The organism is Micromonospora sp. SD12 (assembly GCF_052068495.1).
Taxonomy (GTDB): domain Bacteria; phylum Actinomycetota; class Actinomycetes; order Mycobacteriales; family Micromonosporaceae; genus Micromonospora; species Micromonospora echinofusca.
In genome coordinates this window covers 375,080-390,188 of record NZ_JBQHDF010000001.1, presented here as the reverse complement: position 1 = coordinate 390,188, position 15,109 = coordinate 375,080, and the positions used below count along the sequence as shown (strand labels likewise).

At 73.3% G+C, this 15,109-nt stretch carries 13 protein-coding genes and 1 pseudogene; 10 read left to right on the top strand and 4 right to left on the bottom strand.

All coding sequences use genetic code 11. The features are described 5' to 3' along the window. Positions 1–25: 25 nt before the first annotated feature. A complete protein-coding gene (gene purL, locus ACTMS2_RS01815) occupies positions 26–2,731 on the top strand; it encodes a phosphoribosylformylglycinamidine synthase subunit PurL (protein ID WP_441173738.1) in 2,706 nt (901 codons plus the stop codon). A 4-nt stretch (positions 2,732–2,735) separates the two neighbouring features. Next, positions 2,736–3,491, top strand: coding sequence for a 2-phosphosulfolactate phosphatase (locus ACTMS2_RS01810; RefSeq protein ID WP_357659914.1), 756 nt, complete (start codon positions 2,736–2,738; stop codon positions 3,489–3,491). A 219-nt stretch (positions 3,492–3,710) separates the two neighbouring features. On the opposite strand, the pseudogene ACTMS2_RS01805 reads toward ACTMS2_RS01810, so the two are convergent. Then, positions 3,711–5,713: pseudogene (locus ACTMS2_RS01805) on the bottom strand (carboxypeptidase-like regulatory domain-containing protein); the annotation flags it as partial. Between the two features lie 112 nt (positions 5,714–5,825). Between ACTMS2_RS01805 and ACTMS2_RS01800 the strand changes: the two are divergent. The 5 genes from ACTMS2_RS01800 to amcA all read left to right on the top strand — a co-directional run bounded on the left by ACTMS2_RS01800 (position 5,826) and on the right by amcA (position 10,574). Further along, a complete protein-coding gene (locus ACTMS2_RS01800; RefSeq protein WP_363892308.1) occupies positions 5,826–6,179 on the top strand; it encodes a sterol carrier family protein in 354 nt (117 codons plus the stop codon). A gap of 171 nt (positions 6,180–6,350) precedes the next feature. Beyond that, positions 6,351–7,889 carry an amidophosphoribosyltransferase gene (purF, locus tag ACTMS2_RS01795; RefSeq protein ID WP_089002621.1) on the top strand — a complete coding sequence of 513 codons (1,539 nt, stop codon included), beginning with the start codon at positions 6,351–6,353 and terminating at the stop codon, positions 7,887–7,889. A gap of 57 nt (positions 7,890–7,946) precedes the next feature. Next, complete coding sequence (gene purM / locus ACTMS2_RS01790; RefSeq protein ID WP_441173737.1) at positions 7,947–9,101, top strand: phosphoribosylformylglycinamidine cyclo-ligase; 1,155 nt, start codon at positions 7,947–7,949, stop codon at positions 9,099–9,101. A gap of 167 nt (positions 9,102–9,268) precedes the next feature. Then, a complete protein-coding gene (amcB, locus tag ACTMS2_RS01785; protein WP_441174082.1) occupies positions 9,269–10,372 on the top strand; it encodes a cyclophane-forming radical SAM peptide maturase AmcB in 1,104 nt (367 codons plus the stop codon). Continuing rightward, complete coding sequence (gene amcA, locus ACTMS2_RS01780; protein ID WP_089002618.1) at positions 10,341–10,574, top strand: multiple cyclophane-containing RiPP AmcA; 234 nt, start codon at positions 10,341–10,343, stop codon at positions 10,572–10,574. Before amcB ends, amcA begins: the two co-directional genes overlap by 32 nt. Positions 10,575–10,716: 142 nt before the next feature. On the opposite strand, the gene ACTMS2_RS01775 is transcribed toward amcA, so the two are convergent. Beyond that, positions 10,717–10,932 (bottom strand): DUF3073 domain-containing protein, encoded by a 216-nt coding sequence (locus ACTMS2_RS01775; protein ID WP_089002617.1) that lies wholly within the window; start codon positions 10,930–10,932, stop codon positions 10,717–10,719. 285 nt (positions 10,933–11,217) lie between these two features. After that, positions 11,218–12,300 carry a Glu/Leu/Phe/Val family dehydrogenase gene (locus ACTMS2_RS01770; protein ID WP_441173736.1) on the bottom strand — a complete coding sequence of 361 codons (1,083 nt, stop codon included), beginning with the start codon at positions 12,298–12,300 and terminating at the stop codon, positions 11,218–11,220. 172 nt (positions 12,301–12,472) lie between these two features. Here ACTMS2_RS01770 and ACTMS2_RS01765 point away from each other — a divergent pair, with 172 nt between their 5' ends. Continuing rightward, on the top strand, positions 12,473–13,312 hold the full coding sequence (locus tag ACTMS2_RS01765; protein WP_363624159.1) for a hypothetical protein: 840 nt from the start codon (positions 12,473–12,475) through the stop codon (positions 13,310–13,312). 251 nt (positions 13,313–13,563) lie between these two features. After that, on the top strand, positions 13,564–13,773 hold the full coding sequence (locus tag ACTMS2_RS01760) for a BldC family transcriptional regulator (RefSeq protein WP_007073996.1): 210 nt from the start codon (positions 13,564–13,566) through the stop codon (positions 13,771–13,773). A gap of 92 nt (positions 13,774–13,865) precedes the next feature. Here ACTMS2_RS01760 and ACTMS2_RS01755 read toward each other — a convergent pair whose 3' ends face one another. After that, positions 13,866–14,264, bottom strand: coding sequence for a PPOX class F420-dependent oxidoreductase (locus tag ACTMS2_RS01755; protein ID WP_441173735.1), 399 nt, complete (start codon positions 14,262–14,264; stop codon positions 13,866–13,868). Positions 14,265–14,317: 53 nt separating this feature from the next. Here ACTMS2_RS01755 and ACTMS2_RS01750 point away from each other — a divergent pair, with 53 nt between their 5' ends. Beyond that, positions 14,318–15,097, top strand: a complete 780-nt coding sequence (locus ACTMS2_RS01750) for a class I SAM-dependent methyltransferase (protein WP_441173734.1) — start codon at positions 14,318–14,320, stop codon at positions 15,095–15,097. Positions 15,098–15,109 lie beyond the last annotated feature (12 nt).

Here is a 15,109-nt window from a genome sequence, read left to right as displayed (position 1 = left end):
GACGCGAGCGCAGCGAGGAGACGTCATGACCACCCATCCGGACGAGGTACGGGATAACCCGGAGGCCTTCCCGGCCGCGCCGGCGCAGCCGGTGGAGCCGCGTCCGGCCGCCGTCGTGCCGCCGGCCGGGCGTCCCGGGCCGGCGACCGCCGACTGGGCCGACGGCCTGGACACCGTGCCGCGCGCCGGGGACACCCCCGGTGAGCTCCAGCCGTACGCCGAGCTGGGGCTCCGCGACGACGAGTACGAGCGGATCCGGCAGATCCTCGACCGGCGGCCCACCCAGGCCGAGCTGGCGATGTACTCGATCATGTGGAGCGAGCACTGCTCCTACAAGTCGAGCAAGGTGCACCTGCGCCAGTTCGGCGAGAAGGCCCCGCCCAGCGACCGGCTGCTCGCCGGCATCGGCGAGAACGCCGGCGTGGTGCAGGTCTCCGACGAGCTGGCGGTGACCTTCAAGGTCGAGTCGCACAACCACCCGAGCTTCGTCGAGCCCTACCAGGGCGCGGCCACCGGCGTCGGCGGCATCGTGCGGGACATCCTCGCCATGGGCGCCCGCCCGGTCGCGGTGATGGACCCGCTGCGCTTCGGCGCCGCCGACCACCCCGACACCGCCCGGGTGCTGCCCGGCGTCGTCGCCGGCGTGGGCGGCTACGGCAACTGCCTGGGCCTGCCGAACATCGGCGGCGAGGTCGTCTTCGACCCCTGCTACCAGGGCAACCCGCTGGTCAACGCGCTCTGCCTCGGCGTACTGCCGGTCGACCGGCTCCAGAACAAGGCCGCCGCCGGCCCGGGCAACGTCGTCGTGCTGATGGGCGCGCGGACAGGCCGGGACGGCATCGGTGGCGTGTCGGTGCTGGCCAGCGCCAGCTTCGACGAGGGCAGCGAGCAGCGCCGCCCGTCCGTGCAGGTCGGCGACCCGTTCATGGAGAAGCTCCTCATCGAGGCCTGCCTGGAGCTCTACGACGCCCGGCTGGTCGTCGGCATCCAGGACCTCGGCGGCGCCGGCCTGACCTGCGCCCTGACCGAGACCGCCGCGGCGGCCGGCACCGGCATGCGGGTGTGGCTGGAGCGCGTGCCGCTGCGCGAGCCCTCGATGGAGCCGCACGAGATCCTGGCCAGCGAGTCGCAGGAGCGGATGCTGCTGGTCGTCGAGCCGGAGAAGCTCGACGCGGTGCTCAAGACCGCCGAGAAGTGGGGCGTCTGGGCCACGGCGATCGGCGAGGTCACCCCGCCGGCGCCGGACGGCCAGCCGGGCCGGCTGCTGATCACCTGGCGCGACCAGCTCGTGGTGGACGTGCCGCCGGGCTCGCTCGTCGACGACGGTCCGGTCTACGCCCGCCCGATGCGCGAGCCGGCCGACCTGATCCTGCTCCAGGCCGACCGCGCCGAGACGCTGCCCCGGCCGGCCGACCCGGAGGCGCTGCGCGAGACCGTGCTGCGGATGATCGCGTCGCCCAACCTGGCCGACAAGACCTGGGTCACCGAGCAGTACGACCGCTACGTGCTGGGCAACACCGTGCTCGCCCAGCCGGAGGACTCCGGCGTGATCCGGATCGACGAGCGGACCGGCCTCGGCGTGGCGCTGTCGGTGGACGGCAACGGCCGGTACGCGCGGCTCGACCCCTACAACGGCACGAAGCTCGCGCTGGCGGAGGCGTACCGGAACGTGGCCGTCACCGGCGCGAAGCCGATCGCCGTCACCAACTGCCTCAACTTCGGCTCGCCGGAGGACCCCGGCGTGATGTGGCAGTTCGCCGAGGCCGTCCGTGGCCTGGCGGACGGCTGCGCCGAGCTGGGCATCCCGGTCACCGGCGGCAACGTCAGCTTCTACAACCAGACGGGCGCGGCGCCGATCCACCCGACCCCGGTGGTCGGTGTGCTCGGCGTGCTCGACGACGTGGCCGACCGCGTGCCGATGGGCTTCGTGGCCCGCCCGGGCGGCGACCACGACCAGCTCTTCCTGCTCGGCGAGACGCACGTGGAACTCTCCGGCTCGGAGTGGGCCTGGGTCACCCACGAGCACCTCGGCGGCGTACCCCCGCAGGTCGACCTGGCCCGCGAGCGGCTCCTTGCCGAACTGCTGGCGGAGGCCGCGCGGGTCGGGCACCTCAGCTCGGCGCACGACCTCTCCGACGGCGGTCTCGCGCAGAGCCTGGTGGAGTCCTGCCTGCGGCGCGGCGTCGGCGCCCGGATCGCGGTGCCGGAGCGGTTCGACGGCGGCTCGATGCCGTTCGTCTACCTGTTCAGCGAGTCCGCCGGCCGGGTCCTGGTGTCGGTGCCGCGCGGGCACGAGAAGGCGTTCACCGCCCTCTGCGCCGAGCGGGGCGTGCCGTTCGAGCTGATCGGCGTCACCGACCCGACCGGCGGGGCGCTCGAGGTGCACGGCCAGTTCCGGATCGGCCTGGACGAGCTGCGGGCGGCGCACAGCGAGACGCTGCCGCGCCTCTTCGGGGGCGCCGGGGTCGTCGAGGTGCCCGCGCCGGCCGCCGGCGTGGCGGGTGCGGTGGAGGCCGTGCCGCTGCCCGTCGCCGAGTCGGCCGAGGCGGCGTCGGTGGACCCGTCGGCCGTCGCGAGCGAGCCGATCGCGTCGGCCGCACCGGTCCCGCCGACGGGTGCCGTCGAGCCGGTGGCCCCGGCGGAGACCGCCGGGCCCGGCCCGGAGCAGCCGGCGGCCGAGGCTGCCGGGTCGGTTCCCGAGCCCGGTGACACCGAGCCCGGTCAGCGCTGAGGCGGTGGCCGCGGCCGTCCACGTCCAACCCGGTTCCGGTGCCCGGTTCGACTGGGGGCTGACGGGGGCGGCCGAGCTGGGGCGGGTGTGCGCGGTGCTGGTGGTGGTGGACGTGCTGTCGTTCACCACCGCCGTGGACGTCGCGGTCGGGCGCGGCATGCGGGTGCACCCGTTTCCGTGGGGCGAGCAGGCGGCCGACTACGCGCGGCGGGTCGGCGCGGTCGCGGCGGTGGGCCGCAGGCAGGTGGGCCCGGACCATCCGTGGTCGCTCTCGCCGGCGGCGCTGAGCACCGCGCCGGTCGTCGCCGACCTCGTGCTGCCGTCGCCGAACGGTTCGGCGATCAGCGCGGCGGCCAGCGCCACCGGGCTGCCGGTGGTCGCGGCGTGCCTGCGCAACGCGCGCGCCGTCGGCCGTTGGCTCACCCACCAGGGGTACGGCGCGACGGACGCGCCGATCGGCGTGATCGCCTCGGGTGAGCGCTGGCCGGACGGCTCGCTGCGGCCCTCCGTGGAGGACCAGCTGGGGGCGGCCTGCGTGCTGGACGCCCTGTCGGGTGTGCCCGGCGGTCTCTCCGTGGAGGCGGCGATGGCGCTCGCCGCGCTCGCCAGCACCCCCGACGTGCCCGCCGCGGTCCGTGGCAGCGTGTCGGGCCGCGAGCTGATCGAGGGCGGCTTCGGCGAGGACGTCGAGGTCGCCGTCCGGGTCGGCGTGTCGGGCGTGGTCCCGGTGCTGCGCCAGGGCGTCTTCTCCGCCACCTGACGGCCCTGCCGCGCGCGGGTCCCGACGCGATTTGCCGTACGGGCTCGCGCAGCCGTCGACCGGCTGCGACGACCCGGCCGATCCCGGCGGAGCCGCAAGCGGTAGGGGTGCCCGGAGTCCGGCCCGTTCCGGATGGAGCCGCGAGCGGCGGCGAGGGCCGCCCGGAGTCCGGACGGCCCTCGCCGTGGTGCTGTGTCGTCGGGGCGTACCCCGCGCGGGTCAGTCGTCGAGCCAGTCCAGCCGGCGCCCGCCCCGGTCCTGCTGCGGTGGGCCGTCCGGGCGGCCGTGACCGGTCGGCTCGTCGTAGCCGCCCGGCTGGCCGTAGCCGCCGCGCGACGTCGAGGGCTCCTGGCCGCCGTAGCCGCCACGGTCCTCGTAGCCGCCACGCTGCTGCGGGGGCTCCTGCCCGTACCCGCCCTGGCCGTAGCCGCCCTGGTTGTCGTACGAGGTGGGCTGGTCGTAGCCGCCCGGCTGGCCGTAGCCGCCGCGCGACGCCGGGGGCTCCTGGCCGCCGTAGCCGCCCGGCTGGCCGTAGCCGCCCCGCTCGTAGCCGCCCGTCGACTCGCCGCCGCGGCCGTACGCCCCGGGCTCGGACTGGCCGTAGCCCTGACCCTGCTCCGGCTGGTAGACGCCGGTCGCGTACGGGTCGGCCGGGGCCGGGTACTGCGTGGCGTCACCGGTGTAGCGGCCGGTCGGCTCGTCGTAGCGCTCGCCGTAGCCCCGGCCGCCGCCCGCCGGCGGGTAGCCCGCGGCTCCGGCCGCGCCCGTCGGAGCGCCGTAGTCGTTGCTGCCGTAGCCGCCACCCGAGGCGGGGGCGTTGCCGTAGCCGCCGCCCGAGGACGGCGCGTTGCCGTAGCCGCCACCGGACCCGCCGCTGCCGTAGCCGCCGCCGGACGAGGGCGCGTTGCCGTAGCCGGCGGCGCCGTAGCCACCCGGGCCGGCCGGCTCGTCGCCGTAGCCGCTGCCGCCCCAGCCCTGCTGGTTGCCCGCCGCGCCGTAGGGCTGCGGGGGAGCGCCGTACGGGTCCGGCGGCACGTCGTCGACCACGGGGCGGTGCATCATCGTCGGGGCGTCGCTCAGCGCGGTGCCACCGACCATCGTCGGATCCGGCGTGACGCCCACCCGGTTGACCACCCGGGTCTGGTCGTCCGCGCCCCGGAACGCCCCACGCGCCGCCGGGACCGCGCCGGCAGCCGCCGCGCCCGCCGGGGCGTCGTCGACCTCGTCGCCGCTGTCCTTGCGCCGCATCCAGAGCAGCACGATCGTGCCGACACCGGCGGCGACGAGCAGGCCGCCGAGCAGGATGATCAGCCAGGAGCCCATGCCGCCGGAGTCCTCGTTGCTGGCGTTGGCCGCCGCGCCCGGGGTCGCCTCGGCGCTCTCCTCGGGGGTCTCCTCGACCGGCTCCTCGGTGGGGAGGGCCTCCTCGGTGGCCGAGGGGGTGGCGCTCGGCGTCGTCTCGACCTTGATCGCCAGGGCGATGCGCTGGCCGGTGACGCTCTGCCCGGCGGACGCGTCGAAGCTCTTGGTGGCGTACACCTCACCGACGCTGGCGCCGACCGCGAGCCGGCCGGGCGCGATCGGCTTCTCGCTGCTGCCGGTGAAGCGGAAGTTGCCGTCGTCGTCGCTGATCGTGTCGATCTTCTTGCCGGCGCCGTCCTGGAGCATGACCACGGCGTTCGGCACGGCCTTGCCGTTCGCCTGGACGACGACCTTGCCGGAGACCGACTTGACGGTCTGCACCTGGGTCGGCTGGGACGGCTGGGCCTTGCCCTTGACGCCGAGCTGGAAGGTGGCGGTGCCGGGGCCGGACTTGTCGCCCTCGGCCGCCACCGTGACGGTGACGTTCGCGTCGCCGGCGTTGTCGTTGGCCCGCAGCCGCAGCAGCTGGGACCTCGGCCGGTCGTTGTTGAAGTCGATCGTCCCGCAGCCGCCGGCGCAGCTCACGCCGCCCGGGAGGCCGGCGAGGCTGATCTGGACCTTCTCGTCGCCGTCCCGGGGAGTCACCTGCACGGTGACGGCGGCGTCGCTGCCGGCGTTGACGGTGACCGAGCCGGGCGACACGGTGACGTCCGCGGCCAGGGCTGGTGTGGCGGGGGCAGCGAGCAGAGCGCCGACAACCAGCGCCACGACCACACCGGCCCGCTGCTTCCAGGCACGTCGGTGTGTTGACACGTCCACCGCCTTCCGGACTGACTTCCCTCGGCGGCGGGTCGCCGGGCCGGGGATCATCACGGTACGAATACGCCGTCGGCAACTATGCCTTGTCTGACCGGATCGGCGCGACCCAGGGCCAGCGTCAGGCGTGGCGCGCTGAAGCCGTATCGTCCCGTCGTGTCCTCTCCGCACATTAAGTCCGCCGCGGTCGCGGCGGCGTTGTCGGCGCTCGACGAGGGGCGTACGCCCGATCGACCGGTCCTCCGGGAGGCGGTCCGTGCCCTGTTGACCGTCCTGGCGGAGCGCGCCCCCGGCCGATCGGTGGAGGTGCGTGTCCCACCTTACGGCGCAGTTCAGTGCGTTCCCGGTCCCCGACACACCCGCGGCACCCCCGCGAACGTCGTCGAGATGGAGCCGGGGACCTGGCTGGAGGTGGCCACCGGACGGCTCGGATGGGCCGATGCGATCACCCAGGGTCGCGTACGGGTGAGCGGAATCCGGGCTGATCTCTCCGCGTACCTGCCGCTCTAGCTGCGGCGATATCCATCGACCGGTGACGTCACGGAGCCGGATCGTGACTTTCTGTATCGACACGGATTCGCGTACACTGTCAGGCGACGACAGTGGTCCCGGCCGAGGAGTGCGGATCCCGCCCCCGCGTGATTCCGCAAGGCCGGTCCAGACCAGCATGAGGGAGCGCAGGTGCCCCGAGGCGACGGCCGGCTGAGCCACGACCTTGATCCCCAACGACCAGGCCCCCAGGACGCGTGCGGCGTCTTCGGCGTCTGGGCGCCCGGGGAGGAGGTCGCCAACCTGACGTACTTCGGTCTCTACGCCCTCCAGCACCGAGGCCAGGAGGCCGCGGGCATCGCGGTCAGCGACGGTTCGGGCGTGGTGGTCTACAAGGACCTCGGCCTCGTCGCCCAGGTCTTCGACGAGCCGACCCTCGCCAGCCTGCGCGGGCACGTGGCGATCGGGCACGCACGCTACTCCACCACCGGCGGCTCGACCTGGGAGAACGCCCAGCCGACCATCCGCTCCACCACGTCCGGCACCACGATCGCGCTGGCCCACAACGGCAACCTGGTCAACACGGCGGAGCTCCAGCGCGAGGTCAGCGAGCGGGGACTGCTCGCCGACGGCTCGACCAACGACACCTCCCTGGTGACGATGCTGCTGGCCAGCCGCCCGGACCTGTCGGTCGAGGCGGCGGCGCTGGAGGTGCTGCCGCGGCTGCGGGGCGCGTTCAGCTTCGTGTTCATGGACGAGTCGACCCTCTACGCGGCCCGCGACCCGCACGGCGTGCGCCCGCTGGTGCTCGGCCGGCTGGAGCGCGGCTGGGTGGTGGCCAGCGAGACGGCCGCGCTGGACATCGTGGGCGCGAGCGTGGTCCGCGAGGTCGAGCCCGGCGAGCTGATCGCGATCGACGAGGACGGGCTGCGCTCCAGCCGGTTCGCCGCCCCGGAGCCCAAGGGCTGCCTGTTCGAGTACGTCTACATCGCGCGCCCCGACGCCACCATCGCCGGGCGCAACGTGCACTCCGCGCGGGTGCAGATCGGCCGCCAGCTCGCCAAGGAGCACCCGGTCGAGGCCGACCTGGTCATCCCGGTGCCGGAGTCGGGCACCCCGGCCGCGATCGGCTACGCCGAGGAGTCGGGCATCACCTACGGCGCCGGCCTGATGAAGAACCCGTACGTCGGGCGCACCTTCATCCAGCCGTCGCAGACGCTGCGCCAGCTCGGCATCCGGCTCAAGCTCAACCCGCTGCGGGAGAACGTACGGGGCAAGCGGCTGGTCGTGGTCGACGACTCGATCGTGCGCGGCAACACGCAGCGGGCGATCGTGCGGATGCTGCGCGAGGCCGGCGCGCTGGAGGTGCACGTACGCATCTCCTCGCCGCCGGTCAACTGGCCGTGCTTCTACGGCATCGACTTCGCCACCCGCGCCGAACTGCTGGCCAACGGGCTGGACAACGACGGCATCCGGCGCTCCATCGGGGCGGACACGCTCGGCTACGTGTCGCTCCCGGGCCTGATCGCCGCCACCGAGCAGCCGAAGACCCGGCTGTGCCGTGCGTGCTTCGACGGGGAATACCCGATCGAGCTCCCCGCCGGCAACCTGATCGGCAAGCACGTGCTCGAAGGGGTGGGCCGGCGGGTCGCCGCGCAGGCGTCCGACACCTCGGAGCACACCGCCCCGCTCGTCGCCACTCCGGGCGGCGTGACCACACACCGCCCGTAGCACCACCCGGCGCGGCCGGTCACCGCCGGCGCGGCGCCAGAACCAAAGGGGAGAACCGTGACGCACGTGTCCGAGCGCAGCGGCGCAGGAAGCAGCCCGACCGGCGCCAACGGCGACCGCCAGCCCTGGACGGCCGGCACCGGCCGCCCGGCGCGCAAACGCTCGGTCTCGTACGCGGACGCCGGCGTCTCGATCGAGGCGGGCGACCGCGCGGTCGAGCTGCTGAAGTCGAAGGTGAAGCAGACCAGGCGCCCCGAGGTGATGGGTGACCTGGGGGGCTTCGCCGGGCTGTTCCGCCTGGACACGAAGAAGTACAAGAACCCGATCCTGGCCTCGTCCACGGACGGCGTGGGCACCAAGCTGGTGATCGCCCAGCAGATGGACATCCACGACACGGTCGGCATCGACCTGGTGGCGATGGTCGTCGACGACCTGGTGGCCTGCGGCGCCGAGCCGCTCTTCCTGCTCGACTACATCGCCACCGGCGAGGTCGTGCCGGACAAGGTGGCCGAGATCGGCGCCGGCATCGCCGACGGCTGCCGCTACGCCGGCTGCGCCCTGCTGGGCGGCGAGACGGCCGAGCACCCGGGCGTGCTGCGTCCGGACGAGTACGACATCTCCGCCACCGGCGTCGGCGTCGTGGAGGAGAGCGACATCCTCAGCCCGGATCGGGTCGAGGTGGGCGACGTGGTCATCGCGATGCGCTCCTCCGGCCTGCACTCCAACGGCTACTCGCTCGTGCGGCACGTGCTGCTGGGCGCGGGCCGGATGCGGCTCGACGTGGTGATCGACGACTTCGGCCGGCAGCGCACCCTCGGCGAGGAGCTGCTGACCCCGACGAAGATCTACGCGCAGGACTGCCTCAAGCTGATCGCCGAGGCCGAGGTGCGCTCCATCGCCCACGTCACCGGCGGCGGCATTCCCGGCAACCTGGTCCGGGTGCTTCCCGAGCACGTCGACGCGGTGGTCAACCGCTCCACCTGGAAGCCGCAGCCGATCTTCGACCTGATCCAGTCCAAGGGGCGGATCGAGGACCCGGAGATGGAGGCCACCTTCAACATGGGCGTCGGCATGTTCGCGATCGTCTCCGCCGAGGACGCCGACCGCGCGCTGGCCACCCTCACGGGCCGGGGTGTCGACGCGTGGCAGGCCGGCGAGATCATCGAGGGCTCGGGCAACGTGCAGATGATCGGCCAGCACACCCGGGGTTGATCAACTCGCGGTGATCGTACGGGCACCTGATCAGGGCTTCACCCGAGTGGCCGTAGCCGCCTAGCCTGAAGGGCACCCTCAAGCTGTCGGGCCACCCGTCCGGGTTCCCGACAGCCCTTCAGGCGCTGAGGAGGGCAATGGCTGCTCGGGGACGGTCGTTCAGCGGGATGCGCGGCCTGGCCGCCGTCCCCTCGTACGTGGTCATGCAACCCACCACCCTGTGCAACCTGGACTGCGCCTACTGCTACCTGCCGCTGCGGGCGGTCGACCGGCGGATGCCGGTGCCGGTGGCCGAGGCGGTTGCCGCGTCGGTCAATCCCTGGGCGGCGGCGGGCCGCTTCTCGGTGGTGTGGCACGGCGGCGAGCCGCTGGCCGCCGGCCGGGAGCACCTCGCCGCGCTGATCGCGCCGTTCGGGCCGCAGGTCGAGCACCACGTCCAGACCAACGCCACGCTGATCGACGACGCCTGGTGTGCGTTCTTCGTCGAGCACGGGGTGCGGGTGAGCGTGAGCGTGGACGGTCCCCGGGAGCGCAACGGCGAGCGGGTCACCCGGGGCGGCGGTCCCGCGTACGACCGGATCCTGCGGGGGGTGGCGGCGCTGCGCCGGCACGGCCTGCCGTTCTCGGCGCTGGCGGTGGTGGGCCGCCCCGGGCCGGGCCTGGCCACCGAGTTGTACGACTACTTCCTCGACCTCGGCTGCGACGTGCTCGGGGTCAACATCGAGGAGACCGAGGGGGTCAACCTCCGCGACAACTCCCACGACGCGAAGCTGGTGACCGCCTTCTGGGCGGAGTTGGTGGCGGCCTGGCGCCGGGAGCCCCGGATCCACCTGCGCGAGGTCGAGTGGTCGCTGCGGTACGCCGCAGCGGTGCTGGACGGCAGCGCGGACGACGTGCTCCCCCGGCGGTTGGACCCGATCCCGACCGTCGGCCACGACGGCTCGGTGATCGTGCTCTCCCCGGAGCTGGCCGGTTTCACCGACGTCCGGTACGGCGACTTCAGCAGCGGCAACGTGCTGACCACCCCGCTGGCCGAGATCCTCGCCCACGCGGACCGGACGCCCTGGGTCGGCGAGTTCCTCGCCGGCGTCGAGGCGTGCCGTTCGTCCTGCCCCTACTTCGGGTTCTGCGGCGGGGGCCACGCGGCCAACCGCTACTTCGAACAGGGGCGCTTCGACGGTACGCAGACCGCGCACTGCCGCAACAGCAAGATCCACTTACTGGAGGGAGTGTTGGAGCATGCCCGAGACCACCAGTCACCGGCAGCCTGACCGGAGGACGGACACCCCGGACGAGGTCGCCGATCGGGTGCGGCAGGCCGCGCCGGGACTCTCCGCACTTCTCCACGAGGCCGAGGCCGCGCGGCGACTACGGGCCGAGGTGGCGGGCGGCGACGGCGCGAGCGCCGTGTGTGCCTGGAACCACTTCGAGAACATCCCGACGTTCTACAACTGGAACAACCGCCCCCGCTGAGCCGGACCGTGATCAGGGACCTGCCGATCGGCCGGACGGTTCTCCGGCACGGGCAGGTCCCTGATCGTCGGTCTTGGCGCCGCTTCGATGGGCACATGCGTGAGCACGCGGGCGACACCGCGTGCTCAGCTGTTACCGGAGGTCAGCGGGGCGGACGTACCCAGGGATCCGGGTCTTCGTCCGCGTGATCCTCATCATCGTCGTCGACATACTCTTTGTAGTCGTCGTCGAAGTTGTGCTCAGACTTACCAGCACCCGCCAGTTCGCGCTGCAAGGCGGTGAGGTCGGTGTTCGGGGAGTGGTACTTCAACTCCCGGGCCACCTTCGTCTGCTTGGCCTTAGCACGGCCGCGCCCCATGGCTCGACCCCCTCGCACAGAATGCGGGGCAGCCCGAAGGCGGGCCCCGATGACGTCAGGCATCTCTCGTGGCTCTTACGGTACATGGGGATGCCATCGTTCGGCACCTCGGGTTACCGCCGACCGACACCGCGCGTCGCGGTCATCCGGCCGTCACCGATTGTACCCGGTAAGGAGCGGCGCCGGGAGCGCCCGTGACACGGGGCAAAGCCCCGTGAATCCAGCCTAACGGGACGGGCCGCCCTGCGGGGCCGGGGGCGGAACGACGCTCCGCCCCCGGGGCGCTCAGCGCAGGTGGATCGTGCGCAGCCGGCCGACGTCGGCCATCCGCCGCTCCGCGAGCCGGTCCGCCGCCACCGCCGGCGGCACGCCCTCGGCGTCGGCCAGCCGCAGGATCTCCCGGGTGGTGTCGTAGATCCGGGTCGCGCGCAGCTTGGCGCGCTCGAAGTTGAAGCCCTCGATCTCGTCCGCCACCTGGATCACGCCGCCGGCGTTGACGACGTAGTCGGGGGCGTAGAGGATGCCGCGGTCGGCCAGCAGCTTCTCGATGCCCGAGTGGGCGAGCTGGTTGTTGGCCGCGCCCGCGACGACCTTGGCGCGCAGCGCGGGCACCGTGTCGTCGTTGAGCGCGCCGCCCAGCGCGCAGGGGGCGTACACGTCGATGTCGGCGGCGACCAGCGCGGCGGCGTCGTCGACCAGCGCGACCTGCGGGTGGGTCGCGCGCGCCCACTCCAGGGCCTTCGGGTTCACGTCCGTCGCCACCACCTCGGCGCCGTCGTCGACCAGGTGGCCCACCAGGTACTTGCCGACCTTGCCCAGGCCGGCGACGCCGACGCGCCGCCCGGCGAGGGTCGGGACGCCCCAGACGTGCTCGGCGGCGGCCCGCATGCCCTGGAAGACGCCCCACGCGGTGAGGATGGAGGAGTCGCCCGCGCCGCCGTGCTCGACGCTGCGGCCGGTGACGTACGAGGTCTCGCGGGCGATCACGTCCATGTCGGCGACGTAGGTGCCGACGTCGCAGGCGGTGTAGTAGCGCCCGGCGAGGGACTCCACGAAGCGGCCGTAGGCGCGCAGCAGCGCCTCGCTCTTGATCCGCTCGGGGTCGCCCCAGATGACGGCCTTGCCGCCGCCCAGGTCCAGTCCGGCGAGGGCGTTCTTGTAGGCCATGCCCCGGGAGAGGTCGAGCACGTCGGCGAGGGCGTCGGACTCGCTGGCGTACGGGTAGAACCGGGTCCCGCCCAGCGCGGGGCCGAGCGCGGTGGAGTAGATGCCGATGATCGCCTTGAGGCCGGTCTGCTTGTCCTGGCAGAACACGACCTGTTCGTGACCGCTGGACCCCGGGTCTTCGGTGGTGGCGAATACGCCCATGACTCGCTCCTGGTGTGGGGTGCGTCCTTGTGGGACGCGGACCTGTGGACCGCCGGCGGGATGCTGCCGGTGCCGGTGAGCCTAGTATCGGCCGACGCCGTCCGGCCGCCCAAGGCGCGCGTGATCGGGCCGCCGACGTCGGCCGGGTTCCGATTCGTGGGAGGATCGCGCCGTGCCGTCGCTCTTCGCTTCATACCTGCGCGTGTACGAGCCGCTGACCGCCTTCGACCGGGACCGCCAGTCGTACTGGCGGCGCTACGTCGAGCAGGGCCGGGCGGTGGCACCGGTGGAGGGGCCGGGCCGGCAACGGACGTCGGTGCTGGAGGCGCTCGGCGCCGGCTGGACCCGGCTGCCCGACCTGCCGGACGAGGCGTACGTCCTGGAGACCGACGAGACGCTGCTGGTCTGCCCGTGGAACCTGCGCATCCGGGTGGCCGAGGCGGCGCTGAACGCCCGCGACGGCGTGCCGCCGGTGCTGGCCGACGCCTTCGTCCCGCCGGTGCTCGCCGGGCAGGCGAAGGCGGCGGTGGAGGACTGGCGCAGCGGGGCCCGGGTGCTGGAGCACGGCGTGCCACGGGTGCACGAGCAGACCGCGACGTGGGGCGTGCCGCTGCGCTGGTTCGTGCTCTTCGACCCGGAGGAGCGGAACCACGTGACCCACCCCGGGCGGCGGGCGCTGCGCTACCGGACGGAGATCTCCAAGGCGCGGCGTCGGTCGTCGCGGGCCCTGTCCGTGCTGCGCAAGTCGATCGGCGACGCCCCGATCACGGAGGCGGTCGAGGAGGCCGCCCGCTGGCTGGAGGAGTTCCACCCCCGCTCGATGGTGGAGCTGGACTACGGGGGCCTGGTCGAGCTGCTGTCGGACGAGACGCTGGCCGCCGACGACTCGCCCGAGCTGGTGGCGACCGGTCTGGCCGGGCTGTCCCGGGGCGAGGCCGAGGAGGCGTCGGCGGCGTACGACCGGTTGGTCGCGCGCTGGCGGGCGGTCCAGTTGCTGGAAAGGTGCAACTGAGGCGAAAACGCCCAGGGAGCGCTCCCAAGCCGAGGTGAGCTCGTAGTTGACTCATCACGAACCGTGATCATGAGTCCGAATAAGGTACTTTCTGCCGTGTAAAAGTCGCATAAATCGGGCATGGTTCATCCGTCCGTCTAGGGACGTTCGGCCGTTCGGCCCATGTCGGACATCGGGGACTAGCCGGACCATGGGAGACGCGTCGGCCGGCGGGACCCCGGCCGATGTCTATACATGTGGAGGAGTGACCGATGGCATCGCGAACGCACGAACCAGAGCCGCTACTCACACCGGCCGAGGTGGCGTCGATGTTCCGTGTCGACCCGAAGACGGTGACCCGGTGGGCCAAGGCGGGCAAGCTCAGCGCCATCCGCACCCTGGGTGGCCACCGTCGGTACCGGGAGTCGGAGGTCAGGGCACTGTTGCAGGGTCAGATCCCGCAGCAGCGGCAGGGGGACTGACCGACCGGGAGTGAACAGATGTGGACGAAGGGCGGCGGACACGGTCCGCCGCCCTTCGTCGTGTCTCGGCCCGCCCGCGTACGGCGGGTGGGTCAAACGTCGGTCGGCGGCCGGTCGGTGAGGACGACCCGGATGCCGACCGTGCCGCTCTCGCCGCGACGCAGGCGGCTGCCGAGCAGGCTGAGCCGGCCGACCAGCCGGTACTTCTGCTTGATCAGCTCACGTACCCGCCGCGTGCCGGCCGCGTCGCACAGGGTCGCGTGGGCGGCGACCGCCTCGCCGTGCGGCCGGCCCCGCACGTCGCACGGCGCCACCGTGACGTCGCCGCTGCGCCGGATCCGCTTCACCTTTCCGGCGTCCGCCGCCGACCACACCGCCAGCGCGTCGCCGTCGCGCACCGCCCAGACCGGGGTCGGCACCGCCCGACCGTCCTTGCGGAAGGTCGTGAGCAGGATGTACTTCTCCGCGCCGAGGCGGTCCAGAGTGGTCATCCCGCCAGGATACGGCCGTCGCGTCGACTGACCGGCCGGATAGCGTGAAGCCCGTGACGGTGGAGCCACGGATCGGTGACGTGTTCGGAGAGATGCTGCGCGACGCGTACGCCGTGGCCACCGGGGTCGGCCCCCGGCCGCTGGCCGGCGGACGGCTGCCGCGACCGGTCATCGAGATCATCGAGCGCGACGACGGGCTCATCAACGGCGCGCCCGCCGCGCACTACCTGGATCCGCCGGCGGACTGGCAGCCGTACGACCACCGGGCCGTGGACCGCGTCCGGGGCGCGACCCTGGACGTCGGCGTCGGGGCGGGCCGGATCGCGCTGCTGCTCCAGGAGCGGGGGGTTCCCGTCACCGGGCTGGACACCTCGACCGGGGCGCTGGCCGTCTGCCGCCGCCGGGGCGTACGCGACCTGGTGCACGGCACGGTCGACGCGCACGTCGCCGACAGCCGCCGCTACGACACGTTCCTGCTGCTCGGCAACAGCGTGGGCCTGCTGGAGGGGCGGGAACGGGCGCCGGCCCTGCTGGCCGCGCTCGCCGCGCTGGCCCGGCCGGGAGCACAGGTCATCGCCCAGGGCACCGACCCGTACGGCACCCGGGACCCGGTGCACACGGGCTACCACGAGCGCAACCGGCGCCGGGGGCGCTTCGGCGGGCAGCTCCGGCTCCGGCTGCGTTACCGGGAGCTGGGCACCGAGTGGTTCGACTACCTGGTCTGCTCGCCGGACGAGCTGGCCGAGCTGGTCCGGGGCAGCGGCTGGCGACTGACCGACGTGGACGACCGGGACGCGCCGTACTACCTTGCCACCCTGCGCCTCGCCGGCTGACGCCCCGGCGGA

Excerpts from the sequence above, each read along its gene's own strand:
- purL (WP_441173738.1), top strand. The coding sequence starts at position 26 with ATGACCACCCATCCGGACGAGGTACGGGATAACCCGGAGGCCTTCCCG.
- amcB (WP_441174082.1), top strand. The coding sequence starts at position 9,269 with ATGCGCGGCCTGGCCGCCGTCCCCTCGTACGTGGTCATGCAACCCACC.
- amcA (WP_089002618.1), top strand. The coding sequence starts at position 10,341 with ATGCCCGAGACCACCAGTCACCGGCAGCCTGACCGGAGGACGGACACC.
- ACTMS2_RS01775 (WP_089002617.1), bottom strand. The coding sequence starts at position 10,932 with ATGGGGCGCGGCCGTGCTAAGGCCAAGCAGACGAAGGTGGCCCGGGAG.
- ACTMS2_RS01770 (WP_441173736.1), bottom strand. The coding sequence starts at position 12,300 with ATGGGCGTATTCGCCACCACCGAAGACCCGGGGTCCAGCGGTCACGAA.
- ACTMS2_RS01760 (WP_007073996.1), top strand. The coding sequence starts at position 13,564 with ATGGCATCGCGAACGCACGAACCAGAGCCGCTACTCACACCGGCCGAG.
- ACTMS2_RS01755 (WP_441173735.1), bottom strand. The coding sequence starts at position 14,264 with ATGACCACTCTGGACCGCCTCGGCGCGGAGAAGTACATCCTGCTCACG.